General features: G+C 63.8%; 20 protein-coding genes. 12 read left to right on the top strand and 8 right to left on the bottom strand.

What is annotated here, in order from left to right:
* The first annotated feature begins 55 nt into the window (after positions 1–55).
* From WDX12_RS05570 to WDX12_RS05585, 4 genes are all read left to right on the top strand, one after another.
* Positions 56–742: a queuosine precursor transporter gene (locus WDX12_RS05570; RefSeq protein ID WP_434724204.1), complete on the top strand. Its 687-nt coding sequence runs from the start codon at positions 56–58 to the stop codon at positions 740–742.
* A gap of 85 nt (positions 743–827) precedes the next feature.
* The gene (locus WDX12_RS05575; RefSeq protein WP_434724205.1) at positions 828–1502 is read left to right on the top strand and encodes a hypothetical protein; all 675 of its coding nucleotides are present in this window, start codon (positions 828–830) and stop codon (positions 1500–1502) included.
* Between the two features lie 82 nt (positions 1503–1584).
* Entirely contained in the window at positions 1585–3360 is a 1776-nt protein-coding gene (locus tag WDX12_RS05580; protein ID WP_434724206.1) for a GtrA family protein, read from the top strand.
* Positions 3361–3583: 223 nt separating this feature from the next.
* A complete protein-coding gene (locus tag WDX12_RS05585) occupies positions 3584–4393 on the top strand; it encodes a hypothetical protein (RefSeq protein ID WP_434724207.1) in 810 nt (269 codons plus the stop codon).
* 45 nt (positions 4394–4438) lie between these two features.
* Here WDX12_RS05585 and WDX12_RS05590 read toward each other — a convergent pair whose 3' ends face one another.
* From WDX12_RS05590 to WDX12_RS05605, 4 genes are all read right to left on the bottom strand, one after another.
* Positions 4439–5455 (bottom strand): esterase-like activity of phytase family protein, encoded by a 1017-nt coding sequence (locus WDX12_RS05590; protein ID WP_434724208.1) that lies wholly within the window; start codon positions 5453–5455, stop codon positions 4439–4441.
* Positions 5452–7350: a cobaltochelatase subunit CobT gene (gene cobT, locus WDX12_RS05595; RefSeq protein ID WP_320296657.1), complete on the bottom strand. Its 1899-nt coding sequence runs from the start codon at positions 7348–7350 to the stop codon at positions 5452–5454. Before cobT ends, WDX12_RS05590 begins: the two co-directional genes overlap by 4 nt.
* 54 nt (positions 7351–7404) lie before the next feature.
* Entirely contained in the window at positions 7405–8391 is a 987-nt protein-coding gene (gene cobS / locus WDX12_RS05600; protein WP_320296656.1) for a cobaltochelatase subunit CobS, read from the bottom strand.
* 124 nt (positions 8392–8515) lie between these two features.
* Entirely contained in the window at positions 8516–9139 is a 624-nt protein-coding gene (locus WDX12_RS05605; protein ID WP_320296655.1) for a J domain-containing protein, read from the bottom strand.
* A gap of 136 nt (positions 9140–9275) precedes the next feature.
* Here WDX12_RS05605 and WDX12_RS05610 point away from each other — a divergent pair, with 136 nt between their 5' ends.
* Positions 9276–9578, top strand: a complete 303-nt coding sequence (locus WDX12_RS05610; RefSeq protein WP_320296654.1) for a BolA family protein — start codon at positions 9276–9278, stop codon at positions 9576–9578.
* Positions 9579–9582: 4 nt separating this feature from the next.
* Here WDX12_RS05610 and WDX12_RS05615 read toward each other — a convergent pair whose 3' ends face one another.
* Complete coding sequence (locus WDX12_RS05615) at positions 9583–10389, bottom strand: alpha/beta hydrolase (protein ID WP_434724209.1); 807 nt, start codon at positions 10387–10389, stop codon at positions 9583–9585.
* 288 nt (positions 10390–10677) lie between these two features.
* On the opposite strand from WDX12_RS05615, the gene WDX12_RS05620 reads away from it, so the two are divergent.
* Genes WDX12_RS05620 through WDX12_RS05630 form a run of 3 tightly spaced genes read left to right on the top strand, consistent with a single transcriptional unit; the run spans position 10678 to position 15513 of the window.
* Positions 10678–12627 (top strand): PrkA family serine protein kinase, encoded by a 1950-nt coding sequence (locus tag WDX12_RS05620; RefSeq protein ID WP_320296652.1) that lies wholly within the window; start codon positions 10678–10680, stop codon positions 12625–12627.
* A 19-nt stretch (positions 12628–12646) separates the two neighbouring features.
* The gene (locus WDX12_RS05625) at positions 12647–13957 is read left to right on the top strand and encodes a YeaH/YhbH family protein (RefSeq protein ID WP_434724210.1); all 1311 of its coding nucleotides are present in this window, start codon (positions 12647–12649) and stop codon (positions 13955–13957) included.
* 11 nt (positions 13958–13968) lie between these two features.
* Positions 13969–15513 (top strand): SpoVR family protein, encoded by a 1545-nt coding sequence (locus WDX12_RS05630; protein WP_320296650.1) that lies wholly within the window; start codon positions 13969–13971, stop codon positions 15511–15513.
* Positions 15514–15684: 171 nt separating this feature from the next.
* Here WDX12_RS05630 and WDX12_RS05635 read toward each other — a convergent pair whose 3' ends face one another.
* The 3 genes from WDX12_RS05635 to WDX12_RS05645 are packed head-to-tail and all read right to left on the bottom strand — an operon-like array spanning position 15685 to position 18349.
* A complete protein-coding gene (locus WDX12_RS05635) occupies positions 15685–16581 on the bottom strand; it encodes an HlyC/CorC family transporter (RefSeq protein WP_434724211.1) in 897 nt (298 codons plus the stop codon).
* Positions 16578–17723 carry a 3-dehydroquinate synthase gene (gene aroB, locus WDX12_RS05640; RefSeq protein ID WP_434724212.1) on the bottom strand — a complete coding sequence of 382 codons (1146 nt, stop codon included), beginning with the start codon at positions 17721–17723 and terminating at the stop codon, positions 16578–16580. The genes WDX12_RS05635 and aroB overlap by 4 nt, the downstream gene beginning before the upstream one ends.
* A complete protein-coding gene (locus tag WDX12_RS05645) occupies positions 17720–18349 on the bottom strand; it encodes a shikimate kinase (protein ID WP_434724213.1) in 630 nt (209 codons plus the stop codon). Before WDX12_RS05645 ends, aroB begins: the two co-directional genes overlap by 4 nt.
* A 292-nt stretch (positions 18350–18641) precedes the next feature.
* Between WDX12_RS05645 and WDX12_RS05650 the strand changes: the two genes are divergently transcribed.
* The 4 genes from WDX12_RS05650 (at position 18642) to WDX12_RS05665 (ending at position 22419) form a co-directional block, all read left to right on the top strand.
* On the top strand, positions 18642–18794 hold the full coding sequence (locus WDX12_RS05650; protein ID WP_042643428.1) for a hypothetical protein: 153 nt from the start codon (positions 18642–18644) through the stop codon (positions 18792–18794).
* Positions 18795–18804: 10 nt separating this feature from the next.
* The gene (locus WDX12_RS05655; protein ID WP_434724214.1) at positions 18805–19719 is read left to right on the top strand and encodes a site-specific tyrosine recombinase XerD; all 915 of its coding nucleotides are present in this window, start codon (positions 18805–18807) and stop codon (positions 19717–19719) included.
* 100 nt (positions 19720–19819) lie between these two features.
* Entirely contained in the window at positions 19820–20770 is a 951-nt protein-coding gene (locus WDX12_RS05660; RefSeq protein WP_434724215.1) for an acetyl-CoA carboxylase carboxyltransferase subunit alpha, read from the top strand.
* Positions 20771–21129: 359 nt separating this feature from the next.
* Positions 21130–22419 carry a L,D-transpeptidase family protein gene (locus WDX12_RS05665; protein WP_434724216.1) on the top strand — a complete coding sequence of 430 codons (1290 nt, stop codon included), beginning with the start codon at positions 21130–21132 and terminating at the stop codon, positions 22417–22419.

The raw sequence follows: 22419 nt of genomic DNA on the forward strand, positions 1-22419 counted from the left end.
ACAAGAGCGAGCGTCGCCATGACGCTCGGCTGGTTCCATTACCCAGGATAAAAAAATGAATTTCCTGACGCGATATCTGCCCTTCGTGGCCGCCATGGCGCTTGTCGTCGTGGCGTCGAACATCCTCGTGCAGTTCCCGATGCAGGGCCAGGTCGGCGGCCTGGAGCTGGCCGACGTGCTGACCTGGGGCGCCTTCACCTATCCCTTCTCCTTCTTGGTCACCGACCTCGCCAACCGCCGCTACGGCCCGGCCGTGGCGCGCAAGGTGGTGTTCGTCGGCTTTATGACGGCGGTGACCTGCTCGATCCTGATCCCGCCCTTCCTGTTCCGCCACGGGCTGATCGAATTCGAGACCGCCGCCGACCGATTGGTGCGCATCGCCGCCGCTTCGGGCGCCGCCTTCCTCGCCGCGCAATTGCTCGACGTCACCGTCTTCAACCGGCTGCGCCGGCAGAGCTGGTGGCGCGCGCCGATCATCGGCACGCTGGTCGGCTCGGTGTTCGACACGATCGTCTTCTTCGGCATCGCCTTCTCCGCCGCCTTTGCCTTTGCCGGCCCCAACGACAGCTTCGCGCTGGAGACCGCGCCGCTGGTGGGCGTGCTGCCGGTCGAGACGATGCGCTGGGTGTCCTGGGCGCTTGGCGACCTTTCGGTCAAGCTGATCATCGCCGTCGTGGCGCTGATCCCCTACCGGCTGCTCGCCGCCCGCTGGAGCCAGCCGGCCGTCGCGGTCGGAGCATGATCCCAAAAAGTGGAACCCGGTTTTTGGAAAAGATCATGCTCCAAACAAAAAGAGAGAGCATGATCCCAAAAAGTGGAATCAGGCCGTGATCCCCTGGATTCAGGTTGATTCCGCCCGCACGCCTGATGGCGGCCAGGAACTTCGCCTGAAGCGGCGCGGCGATGAATTCTCGATCATGCTCGGCACCAACGAGCTGATGAACAGCCGCCTCAGCGGCTCCGAGGAAGCGCTCGCCAGGTTTTCCTGCGAGCGGATCGCCGGGCGCAACCAGCCAGATATCCTCATCGGCGGGCTCGGCATGGGTTTCACCTTGCGCGCCGCCCTCGCCGCGCTTGACGAGGACGCAACCATCACCGTCGCCGAACTGGTTCCCGCAGTCGTCGCCTGGGCGCGCGGCCCGATGGCGAAAATCTTCGACGGCTGTCTCGACGATCCGCGCGTCACCATTCAGGAAGTCGATGTCGGTCAGTTGATAAGGGCGGAGAAGGCTATCTGGGACGCCATCCTGCTCGACGTCGACAACGGCCCCGAAGGCATCGTCTACAAGGGCAATGATACGCTCTATGACGCGGCCGGGCTGGCGGCCACCCATGCCGCCTTGAAGCCCGGTGGCGTTCTGGCGGTCTGGTCGCAGGGGCCGGACAGCCGCTTCACCCGGCGCCTGACGCAGGCCGGTTTCGCGGTCGAGGAGATCAACACGCGGGCCAACGGCAAGCGCGGCGCCCGTCACGTGATCTGGGTTGCAACCAGGACGCCGTAATCCGGATTGCCTCTGCCGCTTTACGCTTTGTTACGCCCGATGATGCAGGATCGCGAAAACTCTCCAGGGCATTGCGACCAGTATGACCGTGCAAGGCACCGGTTGGAAAAACAATCTCCTGCTTGCGTTGTGCGCCACGCTGGTGGTGCTGGCGATCAACGCGGTGTCCGGCTTCCCCACCCTTGCCAACTATGGCGCCGACAATGACAGCATGCTGCGGCTGGTCGAGGTCCGCGACCTGCTCGGCGGCCAAAGCTGGTTCGATCTCCATCAATACCGGATGGGCGCCTCGGGCGGCTTCGTCATGCATTGGTCGCGGCTGGTGGACACGCCGCTCGCGCTGATCATCATGGCCTTCGATGCGCTCGGCGCCGGCCCCGCGACCGCCGAACGTGCCGCGCAGATCATCTGGCCGACCTTGCTCTACGGGCTGACCATATTCGTGCTGATGCGCGCCTCGCAGCGTTTCGCCGGCGCGAATGTCGCGATGCCGGCGGTCATCCTGTCGACGGCAGGGCTTTTCTTCCTGGTGATCTACAGCCCGGGCGTGATCGACCACCACAATGTCCAGCTGTTGCTGACGGCGGCCAGCCTCTGGCTCTTGATGAAAGCGCCCTCCTGGCGGCCCGCTGCCCTTCTGTCGGGCATCTGCGCCGGCCTGACGCTGGCTGTCGGCATGGAGACCGCCCCCTATGTGGCGGTGCTCGGCATCTGTACCGCCGTCCTGTTCGTCCTCGACGACAGGGAGCGCATCACCGCACGAGGCTTCGGCCTCGGATTTGCCGGCATCGCCTTGCTGGTCTTCGTGGCGACCATCCGGCCGGCCGACTGGAGCGCGGCCCAATGCGACGCCTTCTCGTCCTTCCAGTTCGCGGTGGCGGCGCTGTCCGGCTTCGGCCTCGCGATCGCCGCTGCATTGGCTGCGTCGACCGCTCGGGCGCGGCTGGTTTCGATGCTGGCGCTGGCGGTGGTGGTCGCGGCCGCAGTGGTCGTGTTCTTCCCGCAATGCCTGGCATCGCCCTATGCGGGCATGGACGACCGCATCCGCACCTACTGGCTGGCCGACGTGGTCGAAGCGCAGCCCTTCTCGAGCGTCGCCATCCACCAGCCGAAGCTGATGGCGGCGCGCTATGTGACGCCCTTCATCGCGATCCTGCTGATCGGCTTTCAACTGCGAAGCCGCCGCCTGCGCCGCGAGGAAATTCTCGCCGCCATCCTGCTTGTCGTTGCCTTCGGCGTCAGCCTCTGGCAGGTGCGCGGCTCGACCTTCTCCGTCGCCTTCGCCGTATTGCCGCTGTCGGCCTGGATCGCGAAAATCCGGCTGCGGGCGGACGCCGCGCCCTCATGGCGCCTTTCCACCGGCATCGTCATGGCGTGGCTGGTCTCGCTCAACGCGACCTGGGCCGGGGTCGCGGTGGCGGCGCAGTCCGTGGTCCAGAAAGCGCCGCAGCGGATCAATTCCGATCCCGACCATGCCGTGACCTGCGGCAAGCCGGACGACTTCCGCGATCTTGCCGCCATGCCAGCAACGACGGTGCTTGCCTCGTCCAATCTCGGCTCGGGAATATTGATCTTCACCAACCACCGGGCGCTGGCCGGCCCTTACCATCGCAATATCGGCGGCAACCTCGCCATGCTCGACGCTTTCATGGGAACGCCGGACGCCGCCCGTGCTGTCATCGAGCGCGAGCATGTCGGGCTGATCGCGATCTGCCGCGGCAACACGGAAGAGATATCGCTGGGCCTGGACGCGCCGAACGGCCTTGCCGCGACGTTGCTGCGGGGCGACCTGCCGGAGTGGCTCGAGCTGGATCAGTCTACCGCGGGAAAACCGATCGAGATCTACAAGGTCCGTTGAATATCGGCCTGCGGCCATATCAGCATCGTCGGCCGCGCTCCTCGCAACGCGCTTGCTTTGCGCCGATGCAACGTTACTCCTTGATTTAAAGGACCGCGATCGAAATCGGCCTGGTGGATCGTTGCAATCCAGCCTGTGCTTTGGTTAGCATTCCGCGCGGTCAGCGATATATCTATTCAAGAAATTTGGATTCGGGGTTCTTTAGATTGGGGAAAGGGTATCCATGTCGGCCATAGGCGGCGCGGTGGCGCCAGCATCGGCGAAACAAACGCTGCAGCATGTTGTCTCCCACATGGTCGAGGCCGTGAACCGCGCCACGTTTGTGGAAAAGCCCTTCTGGCATCTTGAGATGACGGATGTCTTTCCGGCGGACCTCTACCTGCGCATGCGCGCCGCCATGCCCGAGGCGCGCGAATATCGCGCGCTCAAGGGACGCAACAACGTCAACATTCAAGCCGACGGCACCGCGACGCGGATCAAGATCGACCTCTACCCGGAATACATCCGTCACCTGCCAGACGAGAAACGGGCCGTCTGGTCTCTGGTCGGAAAGGCACTGCATGCGCCGCAACTGAAGGACGCGTTCATGCGCCGCCTTGCCCCGGGCCTGGAGCGCCGGTTCGGATCGGATTTCATGAAAGTCGGCATGTATCCGGTGCCGATGCTGACGCGCGACGTGGCGGGCTACAAGATCGGCTTCCACACCGACACGGAATGGAAGGGCATCACAGTCCAGTTCTACCTGCCGGAGGACGACTCGATCAACCACGTCGGCACCCGCTTCGCCGAGCGCAAGCCGGACGGGCGTTTCGAGAATTCGCACCGGATGTCGTTTTCCCCGAACACCGGCTATGCCTTTGCGGTCGGCACCGACACCTGGCACGCGGTCGACACCGTCGGGCCGGAGGTCCGCACCCGCGACAGCATTCTCCACACCTATTTCGTGGACAACACCGCGACACTCAAGATCCGCAACCGGAGCAAGCGCGCGGCCAATTTCGTGATGAACGAAGTCCGCCACGTCGGCCGGTAGTCTCTCGGCCGGCGGCGCAGCTGAAACCGTGCCGACCAGCCGTCTTCAGTCCTGGTGCAGGATGAATTCCAGATAAAGGTTGCGCTGCAGGATCGAATGGTTGTCGTCGGATATCAGCGACACCATCAGCGCGCCGTCGTCGCGGGTCCAGACGTCGAGCCCTTCCATATTGTCGATCTGGTAGCCCATGTCGGCCTCCATCAGCACCGGCCCGTCGGCGACCGCGCCCTTCTCGACGCTTTCGCCATAGATGCGCCGCAGCCGCATCTTCACCCCGCGCGCGAGCGAGAAGCTGCGCTCCAGGAGCAGCAGGTCGCCGTCCGGCAGGAAGGTGCCGTCGGTTGTGTCGAATTCGCCGTCGCGCCTGACGGTGAAGATGCCCTTGTGCGGCCCCTCGATGATGGCGGCGTAGACGTTGCCGGCCTCGTCGAGGCTCCTCTCCGAGACAACCACCAGGCCTCCCGCATGCTGCCCATAAGGGTTGGCGTGAGTGACGGTCTCGAAGCCGCGATTCTGGCGCAGCTCCTTGGCGGGAACCAGGTAGTCGAGCTGCCGTACAGGCGCTTTCATATTGCCGGGATCGATTTTGAACTGGGCGACACGCTGGTCGCGCTCGAAGCCGACGGTGGCGATGCCGTCCTTGACCGCGAGCCCTTCCGCGTCGACCTCCCACTTCCGGTCGATTGGCTGGCCCGAAGCATCGACCATCTGCTGCATGCGGAAATTGGAAACGCCCGACGGGCGCTTGTCGGCGCCATGCGTGATCGCGCCGAAGAACCAGAAGCCGGTGTCGGCGACGCCGATGAAGTCGCTGCCCGGCTTCAGGAAACGAAACGCCGACAGCGCGCCGAAATCGCGCGCCGGCGACGTCATCTCCAGTCCACCGACGAATTCGAGCGGCCCGAAGCGCGTCTCGTCGTGGCCGACATGGAACTGGCTGATCGGCCGCGCCGAAATCTCGACCGTCTCGACAGCAACTCCCGCGACAGCGATGGCAGGCGAGGCGCAGGCCAGCACGCAGGCGAAAAGCGTCCGCCGCGCGCGCCACCCCGAAAAAATCATCCGGCGCGCCGCAATCCACCGCGCCGCGTGTCGCGCGCGCTCTCCTCGCCGAACAGCGAGGCGAGCTGCTCGGTCATGGCGCCGGCCAGTTCCTCGGCATCGACGATGGTGACGGCGCGGCGATAATAGCGCGTGACGTCGTGGCCGATGCCGATCGCCAAAAGCTCGACCGGCGAGCGCGTCTCGATCAGCTCGATCACCGCCCGCAGATGCCGCTCCAGATAATTGCCCGGATTGACCGAGAGCGTGGAATCGTCGACCGGCGCGCCGTCCGAGATCATCATCAGGATCTTGCGCTGCTCGGGCCGGCCGATCAGGCGGCTATGTGCCCAAAGCAGTGCCTCGCCGTCGATATTTTCCTTGAGCAGGCCCTCGCGCATCATCAGCCCGAGATTGCGTCGCGCGCGCCGCCACGGATGGTCGGCGGACTTGTAGATGATGTGGCGCAGGTCGTTGAGCCGGCCGGGGTTAGGCGGCTTGCCGTCCTTCAGCCATTTCTCGCGCGCCTGCCCGCCTTTCCACGCCCGCGTCGTGAAGCCGAGGATTTCCACCGAAACGCCGCAACGCTCCAGCGTGCGCGCCAGGATGTCGGCGCAGGTCGCGGCAACGGTGATCGGCCGGCCGCGCATCGAGCCCGAATTGTCGAGCACCAGCGACACCACCGTGTCGCGGAACTTGGTGTCGCGCTCCTGCTTGAAGGACAGCGGCTGCATCGGATCGATGACGACGCGCACCAGCCGGGCCGGATCGAGATAGCCTTCCTCGAGGTCGAAATCCCAGGAGCGGTTCTGCTGCGCCATCAGCCGGCGCTGCAGCCGGTTGGCGAGCCGTCCGACGACGCCGGAAAGGTTGGCAAGCTGCTTGTCGAGGAAGGCGCGCAGCCGGTCGAGCTCCTCTTCCTCGCAAAGGTCCTCGGCGCCCACCGTCTCGTCGAAGGCGGTGGTGAACACCTTGTAGTCGATCTCTTTCGGCAGGTTGAGGAACGGATTGTCGTTGCGCTTGGCCTCGCCCGGCGTCTCGGCGTCGGAATCGTCCTCGTCGGAAAGGTCATCGGACGTGGCGTCGGTCGCTTCGGTCTCGGCCGACTCTTCGTCGTCGGCGGAAGCTTCGGCATCTTCCGACTGCGACTGCTCGGAGCCTGAATCCTCCTCGCCGCCCTCCTCGCTCTGGTCCTCGCCCTGCTGCTCGTTCTCTTCGTTTTCCTCCGAGTCGTCGGTTTCCTGGTCGTCGCCGAGCTCCTCGGCCATTTCCATGGAAACCAGCATGTCGCGCACGACGCGGGCAAAGGCCTGCTGGTCCTCGAGCTTGGCCGACAGACCGTCGAGGTCGCCGCTCGCCTTCTCCTCGACCCAGGGGCGCCATAGATCGACCAGCCGCTCGGCGCTCTTCGGGATCGCGCGGCCGGTGAGCTTCTCGCGCACGATCAGCGCGATCGCTTCCTCAAGCGGCGCGTCCGCCTTGTCCCTGACGTCGACAAGGTTGGCCTTGGTGTATTTGTCCTCGAGCATCGAGCCGATATTGTCGGCCACGCCCTGCATGGCGCGGCTGCCGATCGCTTCGACGCGCGCCTGCTCGACGGCATCGAAGATGGATCGCGCCAGCTTGCCTTCCGGCGCCAGCTTGTTGTGGATGCGCTGATCGTGGCAGGCGCGCTTCAGCGCCATCGAGTCGCCCAGGCCGCGCGTGATCGCGATGTCGTTGCGCGAGGCCTTTTTTGGCAGTTCCGGCAGGCGCGCGCGGTTGCCCGCCAGAGCCGGCCGGTCCTTGGCGAAACCGACCTCGAGGTCCTTGTCGCCGGCCACCGCGCGCATGCACACGGTGACGGCGCGCTTGAAGCTGTCGGCTTCAGAACCCGTCTTCGGCTTGTTGCGCGTGTTGTCGCCCGGACCCGCCATGATCATTCCCTGCGCGATTCATGCTGAAAGGCTGGAGGCCTTTCGGCTGCGCGCCTAGCCCAGCACCACGTTGGCGGCGCTCTCCGGCAGATCCTCGCCGAAGGCGCGCTGGTAGAACTCGGCCACCACCGAACGCTCCAGCTCGTCGCACTTGTTGAGGAAGGTCAGCCGGAACGCCATGCCGATATCGCCGAAGATCTCGGCGTTTTCGGCCCAGGTGATGACGGTACGCGGGCTCATCACGGTCGACAGGTCGCCATTGATGAAGGCCGAGCGCGTCATGTCGGCGACGCGCACCATCTTGTTGACGATGTCCTTGCCCTTGCTGTCGCGATAGTGCTTGGCCTTGGCGAGCACGATGTTCACTTCATTGTCGTGCGGCAGGTAGTTGAGCGTGGTGACGATCGACCAGCGATCCATCTGCGCCTGGTTGATCTGCTGCGTGCCGTGATAGAGGCCGGTGGTGTCGCCGAGGCCGACCGTGTTGGCGGTGGCGAACAGCCGGAACGCCGGATGCGGGCGGATGACGCGGCTCTGGTCGAGCAGCGTCAGCCGGCCCGATGATTCCAGCACGCGCTGGATGACGAACATTACGTCCGGGCGGCCGGCGTCATACTCGTCGAAGCAGAGCGCGACATTGTGCTGGTAGGCCCAGGGCAGGATGCCGTCGCGGAATTCGGTGATCTGCAGGCCTTCCTTGACGACGATGGCGTCCTTGCCGACGAGGTCGATACGACTGACATGGCTGTCGAGGTTGACGCGCACGCAGGGCCAGTTGAGCCGCGCCGCCACCTGCTCGATATGCGTCGACTTGCCGGTGCCGTGATAGCCCGACACCATGACGCGGCGGTTGTAGGCAAAGCCGGCGAGGATCGCCAATGTCGTCGCCTTGTCGAACAGATAATCCGGGTCGATGTCCGGCACATGCTCGGTCGCCGCCGAATAGGCGGGCACGATCATCTTGGAATCGAAACCGAATTTCTCCTTCACCGACACTGTCGTGTCGGGCAGGTTGGCGATGTCGCGATCGACCTTGTTCATCACTATCAACGTCTCCACGGGCGAAACGCCGCGTTTCGCCGGCAATCGATTTTGTCCGGGGGCGGTCTTAGAGCCTTTTCCAACCTTATGAAAGTTGGAAAACGACACGGGACCGTAGGGCTGCTCAGCACAATCCCGCTTGCTTGAGCACGCGATAGGCCTGCAGCACATCGCGGAACCGGTCTTCCGAACCTCTGTCGCCGCCATTCGCATCCGGATGGTGGCGCTTAACGAGTTCCTTATAACGCGCCTTGATGTCCTGACCAGTCGCCTTTGTATCAAGGCCAAGCGTTTCCAGCGCCTTGGCCTCAAGCGGCTTTGCCTTGCGCTCGCGCGGCTCGCGCGCTCCGGCGCCGAACAGGTTGAACGGATCGCGCATGCGGTTGTAGTAGCCGGCGCGCCCCGAACGCTGCTGCGCGAAATCCGGCGCCGAGCGCGTCCCGCCGCCATTGGCGCCCATGCGCCATGTCGGCCTGTGCCCGGTCAGCGCCTCTTTCTGGAAGCGGGCGATCTCGCTGTCCGTCACGCCTGAGAAATAGTTGAAGCCCTTGTTGTATTCGCGCACATGCTCGAAGCAGAAGTGGAAATATTCGCCTTCCTTGAGGCGCCCGACCGGCGCGCGATGCGTGCCGGCCTCGTTGCAGCCGTCCCACTGGCAAACCGGCGCGCGCGACTTCAGCTCCGCGTCCTTCTCCGGCCGGATACGAATTTTCTCGAAATATTTGGGATACGCTTTCATCTCACCCATTTATGGGCTGTTCGCACGTGCGAAACAAGAATTGACATTTCGCCGATGATCGCCCTAACCGCTGAATCGCGGCTTAAAAGCGGTCAAAAAGATGGATTTTGCAGCTGTGCCGCAGATGTGGTGAAGGGAAGCCAGGATGTCCATACAGTCGACGATGGAAAACAAGCTGAAAGCGGCGTTTTCGCCCGAAAGGCTCGCCGTCATCAACGAAAGCCACCTTCACGCCGGCCATCATCACGTCGAGTCCGGCCATCATGCGACGTTCGCCGGCACCGGCGAGACGCATTTCCGCGTCCGCATCGTTTCGCCGAACTTTGCCGGCATGGGCCGCATCGAGCGCCACCGCGCCGTCAACGAACTGCTCGCGGACGAATTGAAAGCCGGCGTTCATGCGCTGGCGATCGAGCCGGCGGCGCCTGGCGAGAAGACGCGCTGGTAAGCGTTCAGCCGACGGTCGCCTTGAGAAACGCCAGCGCCGCCGCGGTCAAGGCGTCTCCGTCCTTGCCGAAATCGCCATTGATCGACATGTGCGTATAGGCGCTGCCGTCGAACAGCGTGACCTTGGTGCCGGTGGCACGCAGGCGTTCCGCGAACGCTTTCGATTCTTCGCCTCGCCCGGATGCCCGCGAATAGGCGATGAAAGTCGGCGGATGTTTCTTGCCGTCGACATAGCTCGACGGCGACAGCGCCGCCCATTGCGCCGGGTCGGAGAAGACACGCGCATAGGCCCGAACCATGCCGCCATTCCTGGATAACGCCGCAAGATCATAGGCTCTGGTGTCGTCGAGGATCAGCGCGGCGACACCGGGCAGTCCGCCGCGCATGCCGGTCAGCGCAATCAGATGGCAGCCGGCCGAATGGCCCATGCCGACGATGCGATCCGGATCGCCGCCATGCCGCGCGATGTTGGCGCGCACGTAGGCGTAGGCCTTTTCGACGTCGCCGGCCTGGGTAGCGACATCGGCTTGCGGCAGCATGCGGTAATCGATCGAGACGAAGACGAAGCCATTGGCGAGCAGGAAGTCCGGCTTGGCGCCGACCTGGCTGCGCTTGCCGAACCGCCAGGCGCCGCCATGGACGAAAAACACCACCGGCAGCTTGTTCGCGCCGTCGACTGCATAGACATCGAGCTTGGCCGGACCGTAATCGAGGGTTTGCGGTTCCGCCTGGCCCGGACGCCCGGCGGCCGAAGCACCTGGCGGCAACAGTGCCGCCAGCGATGCCGCAATGAGGCTGCGTCGATCGATCATCGTCATCTCCGGCCAAGTTGCGGCGACAGCGCGCGGACGCTCGCCACGCAGCTCATTTACGGACCAAAAATGACAACTTTCGGTGCGAAAACAAATCCGCTCCTTGACGCTCCGCCAGCAATCACCACGTATCTTATCAGGTGAGCATTTTCGGCCGAATCGGGCGTCCCGAGGGCCGATGTCGGAGTGCGGTGCGCTCTCCCTTCACGAGAAGGGAACCACATTGCTTTCCGGCAGTTGATGGAGCGATGAGCCGATTGGCTGCCGGTCGGCTCCGAGGCAAGCATCATGCGCGAGAATCAATCAGACGTCTTCGACCTGTTTTCGGAGATTTATTCCAACGCGGCCCAGGAAGAGATCAGTCTCCAGCAATATCTGCTTGCCTGCCGCGAGGACAAATCCATGTATGCCTCGGCGCCCGAACGCATGGTTGCGGCAATCGGCGAGCCGAACCTGATTGACACCAGCAAGGACGAGCGGCTCGGCCGCATTTTCTCCAACCGCACCGTCAAGGTCTACCCCTCCTTTTCCGACTTCTACGGAATGGAGGACACGATCGAGCGCATCGCCGGATATTTCCGCTACGCCTCGCAGGGCCTCGAGGAGCGCAAGCAGATCCTCTATCTCCTGGGACCGGTCGGCGGCGGCAAGTCCTCGCTGGCCGAACGGCTGAAGAAGCTGATGGAGGAACGCCCGATCTACACGCTCAAGGTCGGCAACAAGATCAGCCCGGTCTTCGAATCGCCGCTTGGCCTTTTCCATCCCGACCGCATGAGCGATCTGCTGGAGGATAAATACGGCATCGCCCGCCGCCGCCTGAACGGGCTGATTTCGCCCTGGGCGGCCAAGCGCCTCGACGAACTGTCGGGCGACATCTCCAAATTCAGCGTCGTCAAGCTGATGCCGTCGCGGCTGCGCCAGATCGCCATCGCCAAGACCGAGCCCGGCGACGAGAACAATCAGGACGTCTCGGCGCTGGTCGGCAAGGTCGACATCAGGCAGTTGGAGCATTTCAGCCAATCCGACCCGGACGCCTACTCCTACAGCGGCGGCCTGAACCGGACCACGCAAGGGCTGCTCGAATTCGTCGAGATGTTCAAGGCGCCCATCAAGGTGCTGCACCCATTGCTGACGGCAACTCAGGAAGGCAGCTACAACGGCACCGAGAATTTCGGTGCCTTCCCCTATCAGGGCATCGTCGTTGCCCATTCGAATGAATCGGAATGGCAGCAATTCAAGAACAACAAGAACAATGAGGCCTTCCTCGACCGCATCCTCGTGGTCAAGGTTCCGTATTGCCTGCGCATCACCGAGGAAAGGCAGATCTACGAGAAGCTGGTGCGCGAAAGCGAACTGGCAAACAGCCCCTGCGCGCCGGAGGTGCTGGACATTCTCAGCCGCTTCACCGTCTCGACCCGCCTTGCCGAGCACGAGAACTCGCCGCTCTACACCAAGATGCGCGCCTATGACGGCGAGAACCTCAAGGAGGTCGACCCGAAGGCCAAGTCGGTCCAGGAATATCGCGATGCCGCCGGCGTCGACGAGGGTATGACCGGGGTCAGCACGCGCTTCGCCTTCAAGATCCTGTCGCAGACGTTCAACTACGACACCAAGGAGGTGGCGGCCGATCCCGTGCACCTGATGTACATCCTCGAAGAGGCGATCAAGCGCGAGCAATTCCCGAAGGAAACGGAGGCCGCCTATCTCGAATTCATCAAGTCGGAACTCGCGACGCGCTATGCCGAGTTCATCGGTCACGAGATCCAGAAGGCCTATCTGGAATCCTACAGCGAGTACGGTCAGAACCTCTTCGACCGCTACATCGCCTATGCCGATGCCTGGATCGAGGATCAGGACTACAAGGACCCCGACACCGGCCAGATCCTCAACCGCGAGGTCCTGGAGAAGGAGTTGTCGCAGGTGGAGAAGCCGGCCGGCATCGCCAACCCCAAGGACTTCCGCAACGAAGTGGTCAAATTCACCTTGCGTGCCCGGGCGCGCAACCATGGCCGCAACCCGTCCTGGACGAGCTACGAAAAGCTTCGCGAGGTCATCGAGAAGCGCATGTTCGGCCAGGTCGAGGACCTGCTGCCGGTGATCAGCTTCGGCTCCAAGCAGGACAGCGTCACGGAGAAGCGGCACAACGAATTCGTACAGCGAATGGTGGAACGCGGCTATACCCAGCGGCAGGTGCGCCGGCTGGTCGACTGGTATATGCGCGTGAACAAGGCGGGCTGAGCAAAGCCGGGACGGTTCCATGCCGATCTTCATCGACCGCCGCCTGAACCCGAAGGACAAGAGCCTTGGCAATCGCCAGCGCTTCCTCAGGCGCGCCCGCGAAGAGCTCAAGCGCAGCATCCGCGACAAGGTCCGCGCCGGCGGCATCGCCGAGCTCGACCGCGAGCATGCCGTGCCGATGCCGCGCAAGGGCATCGGCGAACCGACCTTCGGCGACGACAAGGAAAGCGGCCGGCGCCAGCACATCCTGCCCGGCAACCGGACGTTCAGCCCTGGCGATCTTATCGACAAGCCTGGCGGCGGCGGAGGCTTCGGCTCGGCTCCGGGAACCACGGAATCCGAGGACGACTTCCGCTTCATGCTGTCGCGCGAGGAAGTGCTCGACCTCTTCTTCGAGGACCTCGAACTGCCGGATCTGGTCAAGCTCAGTCTCAAGCAGATACTCAGCTTCAAGCCGAAGCGGGCGGGCTTCGCGGCAAGCGGCGCGCCGACCAACATCAATGTCGGGCGCACGATGCGAAACAGCCACGGGCGCCGCATCGCGCTCAGGCGTCCAAAGCAGGCTGACGTGGACGCCATCGCCGGGCAGATCGCCGAGCTGGAATCCAGGCCGCTGAATGCAAAGACGCGCGAACGCATCGAGGCTCTGCGCGAAGAGCTCGACCGGCTGGAGCGCCGGCGCAGGCGGATCGCCTATGTCGATCCGGTCGACATCCGCTTCAATCGCTTCGACCCTCAGCCGCGGCCGAATGCCAGTGCCGTCATGTTCTGCCTCATGGACGTCTCCGGATCGATGGGCGAGCGAGAGAAGGATCTGGCCAAACGCTTCTTCGTGCTGCTGCATCTGTTCCTGACGCGACGATACGAGCGCACCGAGATCGTCTTCATCCGCCACACCCACGAGGCCAAGGAGGTGGACGAGCACACGTTCTTCTACCACACCCAAAGCGGCGGCACCGTCGTTTCCACGGCGCTCGAGGAGATGCATCGCATCATCGAAGAGCGATATCCGGCCTCTGAATGGAACATCTACGCCGCCCAGGCCTCCGACGGCGACAATTTCGCCACCGACTCCGAGCGCTGCATAGAGCTGCTCGACCGCAAGCTGATGCGACTTTGCCAGTACTTCGCCTATGTGGAGATCATCGACGAGCGGGAAAGCCATATTTTCGGCTCGACCGAGAACGGCACATCGCTCTGGCGCGCCTACAACGCCGTCGACGGCAAATGGCCGAACTTCCAGATGAGGCGCATTGCCGCGCCGGCCGACATATACCCGGTCTTCCGCGAGCTCTTCGCCAGGCAGCCCAACCTGCGCAAGACCGCTTGAGGGCCTCGGCAATGGTCAGCCAGGCGCGCAAGTCCGAACTGCTGTTTTCTGGGTCCGACTGGGATTTCAACAAGCTGTCCCGGGTCTATGACGAGATCGAAGCCATCGGCCGCGAGGAGCTTCGCCTCGACATCTACCCGGTGCAGATGGAGATCATTTCCTCCGAGCAGATGCTCGACGCCTATTCGTCGATCGGCATGCCGCTGATGTACCGGCATTGGTCGTTCGGCAAACGTTTTCTCCACGACGAGCTTCTCTACCGCAAGGGCGCGCGGGGTTTGGCCTATGAGATTGTCATCAACTCCAACCCCTGCATCGTCTACCTCATGGAAGAAAACACCATGGCCCTGCAGGCCTTGGTGACGGCGCATGCCGCGCTTGGGCACAATCATTTCTTCAAGAACAATCATCTCTTCCGGCAATGGACGGATGCCGGCGGCATCCTGAGCTATCTGGACTTCGCCAAGAGCTACATAGCCCGATGCGAGGAACGGCATGGCCTGGCCGCCGTGGAGGCAATCCTGGATTCCGCGCACGCGCTGATGGAGCAAGGCGTGTTCCGCTACCGCCGGCCGCCGAAACTGTCATCGGAACAACAGCGCGAAGGGCTGCGCGAACGCCTTGAATACGAGGAACGCTCCTTCAACGATCTATGGCGAACGCTGCCGCCCTCGCCGGGCAAGAGCAAGCTGGAAGCAGGGGACGAAATCCTTGCCGAGCGGAAGAAATCGCTCAATCTGCCGGAGGAAAACCTGCTCTATTTCCTCGAGAAGAACAGCCTGGTGCTCGAGCCCTGGCAGCGCGAGATCGTCAGGATCGTGCGTGTCATCGCGCAATATTTCTACCCGCAACGGCAAACCCAGGTGATGAACGAAGGTTGCGCCACCTTCGTGCATTACACGCTCATGAACACGCTGTTCGACCGTGGCCGCATTGGCGAGGGCGCCATGCTCGAGATCCTGCGTAACCACTCGAACGTCATCTTCCAGCCGGCCTATGACGATCCGCGCTTTTCCGGCATCAATCCCTATGCGCTGGGTCTCGACATGATGCAGGACATCCAGCGCATTTCGACCGCGCCGACCGCCGAGGACCGCGACTGGTTTCCCGACATCGCCGGCCGCGGCGACTGGCGCGACACCCTGCTCGACGCCTGGGCCAACCACCGCGACGAATCCTTCATCCGCCAATATCTGAGCCCGACGCTGATCCGCAAATGGCGGCTCTTCGTGCTCGCCGACGGCGCCGACGAGCCGCACTATGAGGTGGCCTCGATCCACAATGAGCGCGGCTACGCCAGGATACGGTCGGCGCTCGCGCAAAGCTACGATATCGGCGCCAGCCGTCCCGACATCCAGGTGGTCGACGTCGACCTCCTGGGCGACCGGCATCTGCGGCTCCAGCACAAGGTCAAGGACGGCGTCATGCTAGAGGCCCAGGGCCGCGACGCGACCTTGCGCCATATCCGCAACCTTTGGGGCTACGACGTCAGCCTGGCGGCAATCGATGCCGGAACCGGCGCGATGCTCAGCGAGCGTTCGACCAAGGAACTGTGAGATCGCGAATGAGCACTGGAAGCGCAGGAAACCGCCGTTCGCGGGCCGGCATCACCTGAATATAGCACGCCTAGAGCAATTCCAGGAAAAGTGTGAGCGGTTTTCCGTCCGGAATTGCGTCAAAACAAGGAGATAGGGCGTTTCGCCGTTTCCATGAAACGGTGAAACGCACTAGCCCTCGCTGGCGGGCCGTATCCTCAACCGCGCAATGCGGTTCTTGTCGCGCTTCATGACCACGAAACGCTTGCCGTGGAAGGTGAAGGCCTGCTTCTCCTCCGGGATCGACTGCGTCTCATGGATGACGAGGCCGGCGATCGTCGTTGCCTCCTCGTCGGGCAGGTCCCAGTCGAGCGCGCGGTTCAGGTCGCGGATCGGCACCGTGCCGTCGACGACGACGGAGCCGTCGGCTTCCTTCTTCACGCCCTGCATGTCGACATCGTGCTCGTCGGCGATCTCGCCGACGATCTCCTCGATGATGTCTTCCAGCGTCACCAGCCCTTCGACCTCGCCATATTCGTCGACGACGATGGCGAAATGCGCCTTGCGGCGCAGGAAGGCGTTGAGCTGTTCCTGCAAGGTGGTGGTGTCCGGCACGAACCACGGCTTCGCGGCGATCTTCATGACGTCGATCCGCGAAAAATCGTTGCCGACCTCGTTGAGGGCCCTGAGCAGATCTTTCGCGTGCAGCACGCCGACGATGTTGTCGAGCGAGTCCTTCCACAACGGCATGCGGGTGTGCGGGCTCTGCAGGATCTCGCGCACCACCGCCTCCGGTGCATTGTCGGCATTGACCGAGCGCATATTGGTGCGGTGGACCATGATATCCGACACTTCGAGCTCTTCGAGGTCGAAGAGGCCCTCGAGCCGATTGCGCTCCGCGCGGACAGCATCGCCATCGCGGCGGAGATCGCCGTTGTCTTGATCCTTGCCGCTGCGCTCGGATCGCTGCGGCGGTTCGATCGGCCGCAGCGCGTAGCCGAAGGCGGCAAGCAACCGGGTGCGCAACAGAAGCGCCGAAAGCAGGATGACGGCGAGGACGGCGGCGACGATCCAGCCGGCGTCGGTCATCCGGAACGGCTCCTCTTGGACCGTTCGGGATGGCTCGTCTTGAGGAAGGAGAGCACTTCCGACGCCGGCACGTCCTTGGCGATGAAGGCCTGGCCGATGCCGCGCGTCAGGATGAAGGTCAGCGCGCCGCGCGAGACCTTCTTGTCCTGGGTGATGAAGCCGAGCAACGCTTCGGCATCCGGCAGCTCGCCCGGAATATCGGCCATGCGCCAGGGCAAGCCGACGGCGCGAAGATGCGCTTCGACACGGCTTGCATCGTCGGGGCTCGCCAGGTTGAGACGCGCCGAGAAGCGATGCGCCAGCGCCATGCCGATGGCCACACCCTCGCCATGGACAAGGCGCGCGCCGTCATAGCGCGTGGCGGCTTCCAGCGCATGGCCGAACGTGTGGCCGAGATTGAGCAGCGCGCGGTCGCCGGTCTCGAACTCGTCGCGGGCAACGACATCGGCCTTGGCGCGGCAGGCCTCGGCGATCGCGTCGACCCGCGCCGGGCCGCCGGCAAAGACTTGCCCCCAGTTCTGTTCAAGCCAGGCGAAGAAGGCCGGGCGGTCGATCAGCCCGTATTTGGCAAGCTCGGCATAGCCGGCGCGGAACTCGCGGATCGGCAGCGTGTCGAGCACCTGGGTGTCGGCAAGCACCAGCTTGGGCTGGTGGAAGACGCCGACGAGGTTCTTGCCACGCGTGCTGTTGATGCCGGTCTTGCCGCCGACGGAGGAATCGACCTGCGCCAGGAGCGAGGTCGGGACCTGCACGAAATTCATGCCGCGCCGCACGATGCCGGAAGCGAAGCCTGCCAGGTCGCCGATGACGCCGCCGCCGAGCGCGATGACCACGTCGCGGCGTTCGAGTTTCGCCGCGAGCACGCCATCGACCACCTCTTCGAGATGGGCAAAGCTCTTGGTCTTTTCGCCGGCGGGCAGCGTGATGACGGCGGACTGGATGCCGCCTTTGTCCAACCCCGCCTTCAGCGCGTCGAGATGCGCGGCGGCGACATTCTCGTCGGTGACGATGGCCGCGCGCGTGCCGGGAAGCCGGCGCGCGATCTCCTCGCCGGAGCGTGCCAGCAGCCCGGAGCCGATCAATATGTCATAGGCGCGGTCGCCGAGCCCGACCTCGACCTTCACCGGTTCGGCATCGCTCACGACTGCACCCCGTCGGTTGTGGCGCTTGTAGCGCCTGTCGCGATCGCATCGACGCCGAGATGGGCGCAGAGCGCCGCGACGACTTCGCCAGCGATGATCTCCTTGCGGTCGTCACGGGTCGGCACGGTCAGGTCCGCGGTGGCGTAGACCGGGTAACGCTCGCCCATCAGCCGCTCCAGCACGCCGCGCGGATCGGGATTCTTCAAGAGCGGCCGGTTCTGTTTCTTGGAGACCCGTTCCATCAAGAGGTCGAGGTCGGCTTCCAGCCAGACAGACACGCCATAAGCCGCGACCGCCTCGCGCGTCTGCGCGTTCATGAAGGCGCCGCCGCCGGTCGACAGCACCTGCGGTCCGTTCTCCAGCAGGCGCAGGATAACGCGCTGCTCCAGCGCGCGGAATTCCGGTTCGCCATAGCGCTCGAACAGCTCCGGCACCGTCATGCGCGAGACGCTCTCGATCTCCTGGTCGCTGTCCATGAAGGGCAGCGACAGCATCGCCGCCACCTTGCGGCCGATCGCGGTCTTGCCGGCGCCCATCAGCCCGACGAAGACGATTGAGCGGCTGCCGAGCGCTTCGATCAGCGCGGCGCGGCCTTCGTCCGTCGAATTTGGTGGCAGAGCGTTCATCGGGGCCTCTTTGCGCCGTATCGACATCAAAAGCCTGTTTGCGTCAAGCGCGGCCGGGCAAAGGCCCTAAGCAGGTTCCGCAAAAGTGTCCCACGGTTTTGCGAAGAGAACCTGCGAATAACAACAATCCCTAAGCAGGCATTCGTGGGGTTGCGCACGAATGCCTGCTTAGGAGCTTTTCCGGCAAAACCTGCATCGAGCCGAATCCTTCGTCCTTGAATTGGCCGGATTGGCGTCCCATAAGGGCACAGGGCTTTGGAAACGCAGAACAAGAAGACGGGCGAAAATTTGAATGCCGACTTTGTTTCGCTTCGTCGTGACGCTGGCGGTTCTTGCAGGCATTGCCTATGGCGCGATGTTCGCGCTGGCGATGTTCGTGGAGCCGAAAAAGGCGGAAATGAGCATTCGAATTCCTGCCGAGAAGCTCAATCCGAAGAAGAATTGATCCCGGCCAGATGAAGAGCGCGGCCCGCATCGAAGCCTTTCTGGAGATGATGAGCGCCGAACGCGGCGCGGCCGAGAATACGCTTTCCTCCTACCGCCGCGACCTGGAAGACGCCTCCGAAGCCATCAATGGCGGACTGGCGGGCGCGGGACCGGCCGACATCCGCGCCTATCTCGACGACGTTGCCGCGCGCGGCTTCGCGCCGACCTCACAGGCGCGCAAACTGTCGGCGATCCGCCAGTTCTTCAAATTCCTCTATGCCGAAGGCCTGCGCGGCGACGACCCGACCGGCACGCTGGACAGCCCGCGCAAGGGCCGGCCGCTGCCGAAGACGATGAGCGAGGCCGAGACCGGACGCCTGCTCGACCGCGCGGCCCTGGAAGCCGGTGAAGCCGGATCGGACGGCGACAGTCTGGCCGCGTTGCGCCTGCACGCGCTGGTCGAGGTGCTCTACGCCACGGGCCTGCGCGTGTCGGAGCTGGTCGGGCTGCCGGTCACGGTGGCGCTTCGCGACGACCGCTTCTTCATGGTGCGCGGCAAGGGCGACAAGGAGCGCATGGTGCCGCTCTCGACCAAGGCGCGCGCCGCCATGCGCGCCTGGCTCGCGGCAAGGGCCGAGCGGCCGGCCTTTGCCGAGAGCCCGTTCCTGTTTCCGGCCTCCTCCGACAGCGGTCATCTCTCCCGGCAGGTTTTCGCCCGCGATCTCAAGGGGTTGGCCGCGCGGTCGGGAATAGCCGCGGCAAAAATCTCGCCGCATGTGCTTCGCCATGCTTTTGCCAGCCATCTCCTGCAGAACGGCGCCGATCTCAGAGCCGTTCAGCAACTCCTTGGCCATGCCGACATCTCGACCACGCAGATCTACACCCATGTGCTGGAGGAGCGGCTGGTGCGGCTGGTCAACGATCATCATCCGCTTGCCGACTAGGCCTCATATCGCTATGTGAGGGCGACGTTCCACCGCCCGGGGCCGGCATTTCAGCGGTTCCGCCAGCCATTTGCCTTCCGACGGACCGGTCCACCCAAGCATGTACAACTACCTCGACTTCGAAAAGCCGGTGCAGGATCTGGAGCTCAAGATCCTTGAGCTGAAGAAGCTTGCCGAGAACGGCGAGGCGGTCGATGTCGCCGAAGAGATCAGCAGGCTGGAAAAGCGTTCGCGCGACGCATTGCGCGACCTCTACAAGGCGCTCACGCCCTGGCAGAAGGTACAGGTCGCGCGCCATCCCGACCGCCCGCATTGCGTCGATTACATCAAGACGCTGTTCACCGATTTCACGCCCTTGGCCGGCGACCGCAATTTCGGCGACGACCAGGCGATCGTCGGCGGCTTCGCCCGCTTCCGCGGCGAGCCGGTGGCAGTGATCGGCCAGGAAAAGGGCTCGGACACGGCAAGCCGCATCAAGCACAATTTCGGCTCGGTGCGGCCCGAGGGCTACCGCAAGGCGGTGCGCCTGATGGAATTGGCCGACCGTTTCAATATCCCGCTTTTGACGCTGGTCGACACCGCCGGCGCCTATCCCGGCGTCGGCGCCGAGGAGCGCGGCCAGGCCGAAGCGATCGCCCGTTCGACCTCGGCCTGCCTGGCACTGAAAGTGCCCTCGATCTCGGTTGTCATCGGCGAAGGCGGCTCCGGCGGCGCCATTGCGATTGCCACCGCCAACCGCGTCTACATGCTGGAACATGCCATCTATTCGGTGATCTCGCCCGAGGGTGCCGCCTCGATCCTGTGGCGCGACACCACCCGTTCCAAGGATGCGGCGACCAACATGAAGATCACCGCGCAGGATCTTCTCGAGATGAAGATCATCGACGCCATCATTCCCGAGCCGATGGGCGGCGCCCAGCGCGCGCCGGAAACGGTGATCGCCTCGACCGGCGACCTCATCGCCAGGACGATGAAGGACTTTGCCGGCGCCAACACCGATTTCCGCGAGCAGCGCCGCGAGAAGTACCTGTCGATGGGCCGCAGCCTCTAAGGCGGATGACCGATCATCCCGTGGTTGGCCTTGGGCCGCCATGGACATGGCAATAGTGGCGGCAATAACCAGGGTGGCAGCGTTATCTGGTTCCGTCAGAACCGGCCCCCTCAACGTGTGATCGTCCGGAATTGCCTTGGCCACCACACGGCAAAGTGGCGGCAGGGCACGATTCCGCCACAAAAATGCCGCCGCTTTCGGCTCAATGGAATTGTCGCGAGGGGTTGGCCCGGATTTGTGGCGAAGGCTTGCGGTAAGGAATTTTCAAGGTTAACGGGCTTACGGTCCACTGGTGTTCAGCCTGCGGGCCCGGCCATGCAGAGAGCCGTCGGCCCGAGAGAAGAGACGTAGCCATATCGATGTTTGCCAAGCTTGCCCGCACCGGAGTCCTGATCGCCGCCATCGGCGTCGCCGGCTGCAACGATTCCTCGATGAAGGATTTCGCGCCGGAGGCCAACAAGCCGCTGCCGGACAAGATCCTTGCCGACATGCGGGCCAAGGGCATGATCCGCACCTCCTCGGTGATGGCGCGCATCTTCAAGGAAGAAGGCAAGCTCGAGATCTGGAAGGCCAAGACCAATGGCCGCTACGATCTCGTCGCCAGCTACGACATCTGCAAATGGTCGGGCAAGCTCGGTCCCAAATACACCGAGGGCGACCGCCAGGCGCCGGAGGGCTTCTACACGGTACGTCCCTCGCAGATGAACCCGCGCTCGAACTACCATCTGTCCTTCAACATCGGCTTCCCCAATGCCTATGACCGCGCCAATGGCCGCACCGGCCAGAACCTGATGGTCCACGGCGCCTGCTCGTCTTCCGGCTGTTATTCGATGACCGATGCGCAGATCGAGCAGATCTATGCTTTCGGCCGCGATGCCTTCCAGGGCGGCCAGACCGAGTTTCAGATCCAGGCTTTCCCCTTCCGCATGACCGCCGCCAACATGGCGCGCTACCGCAACGACCCGAACTACGACTTCTGGAAGATGCTGAAGGTCGGCTACGACAATTTCGAGATCACCAAGGTGCCGCCGAAGGTCGACGTCTGCGAGAAACGCTACGTCTTCAACCAGGTCGCGCCTGAAGGCACCACCTTTGATCCGACCGGCCCCTGCCCCGCGACGACCCAGCCGGATTCGCTGAAGACGGCCTTCGCCAATTACGAGAAGAGCTACGACGCGGCCTTCAATTCGGCCGTGAACTCGAGCACGCCGCCGCCGAAGCCGACGATTGCCGGCGTCAAGGAAGCCAGCATCGTTTCGGACTGGTCGAAGCGCCGCGCCCGCGGCGAGCGCGTGCCGATCGACCCGCCGTCGATGAATTCCGACGGTTCGGTGACCGAAACGACCCGGATGGGCCGCATCGATTCCCCGCTTGGCCGCAAGATGGCCGCAGCCGACGCGGAAAAGGAAGCCAAGCGCAAGGCCGAGGAGCAACGCCTGGCGGCGATCGAGGCGGCCAAAGCCGCCAAGGAACAGGCAAAAGCCCAGGCGCTGGCCGAAAAGGAAGCCGCCAAGCAGGCGGCGCAGCAGCCGGTCGTCACCGCCGGCGTCGAGGCAGCGCCCGCGCAGGAAACGCAGCAGGCCGCCGACGCCGACCAAGGCACCGTGTCGAAGCTGAAGAAGAAGCTGCTCGGCATGTTCGGCGGCTGA

The organism is Mesorhizobium sp. RIZ17 (assembly GCF_051127865.1).
In the GTDB taxonomy this organism is placed as follows: Bacteria; Pseudomonadota; Alphaproteobacteria; order Rhizobiales; family Rhizobiaceae; genus Mesorhizobium; species Mesorhizobium humile.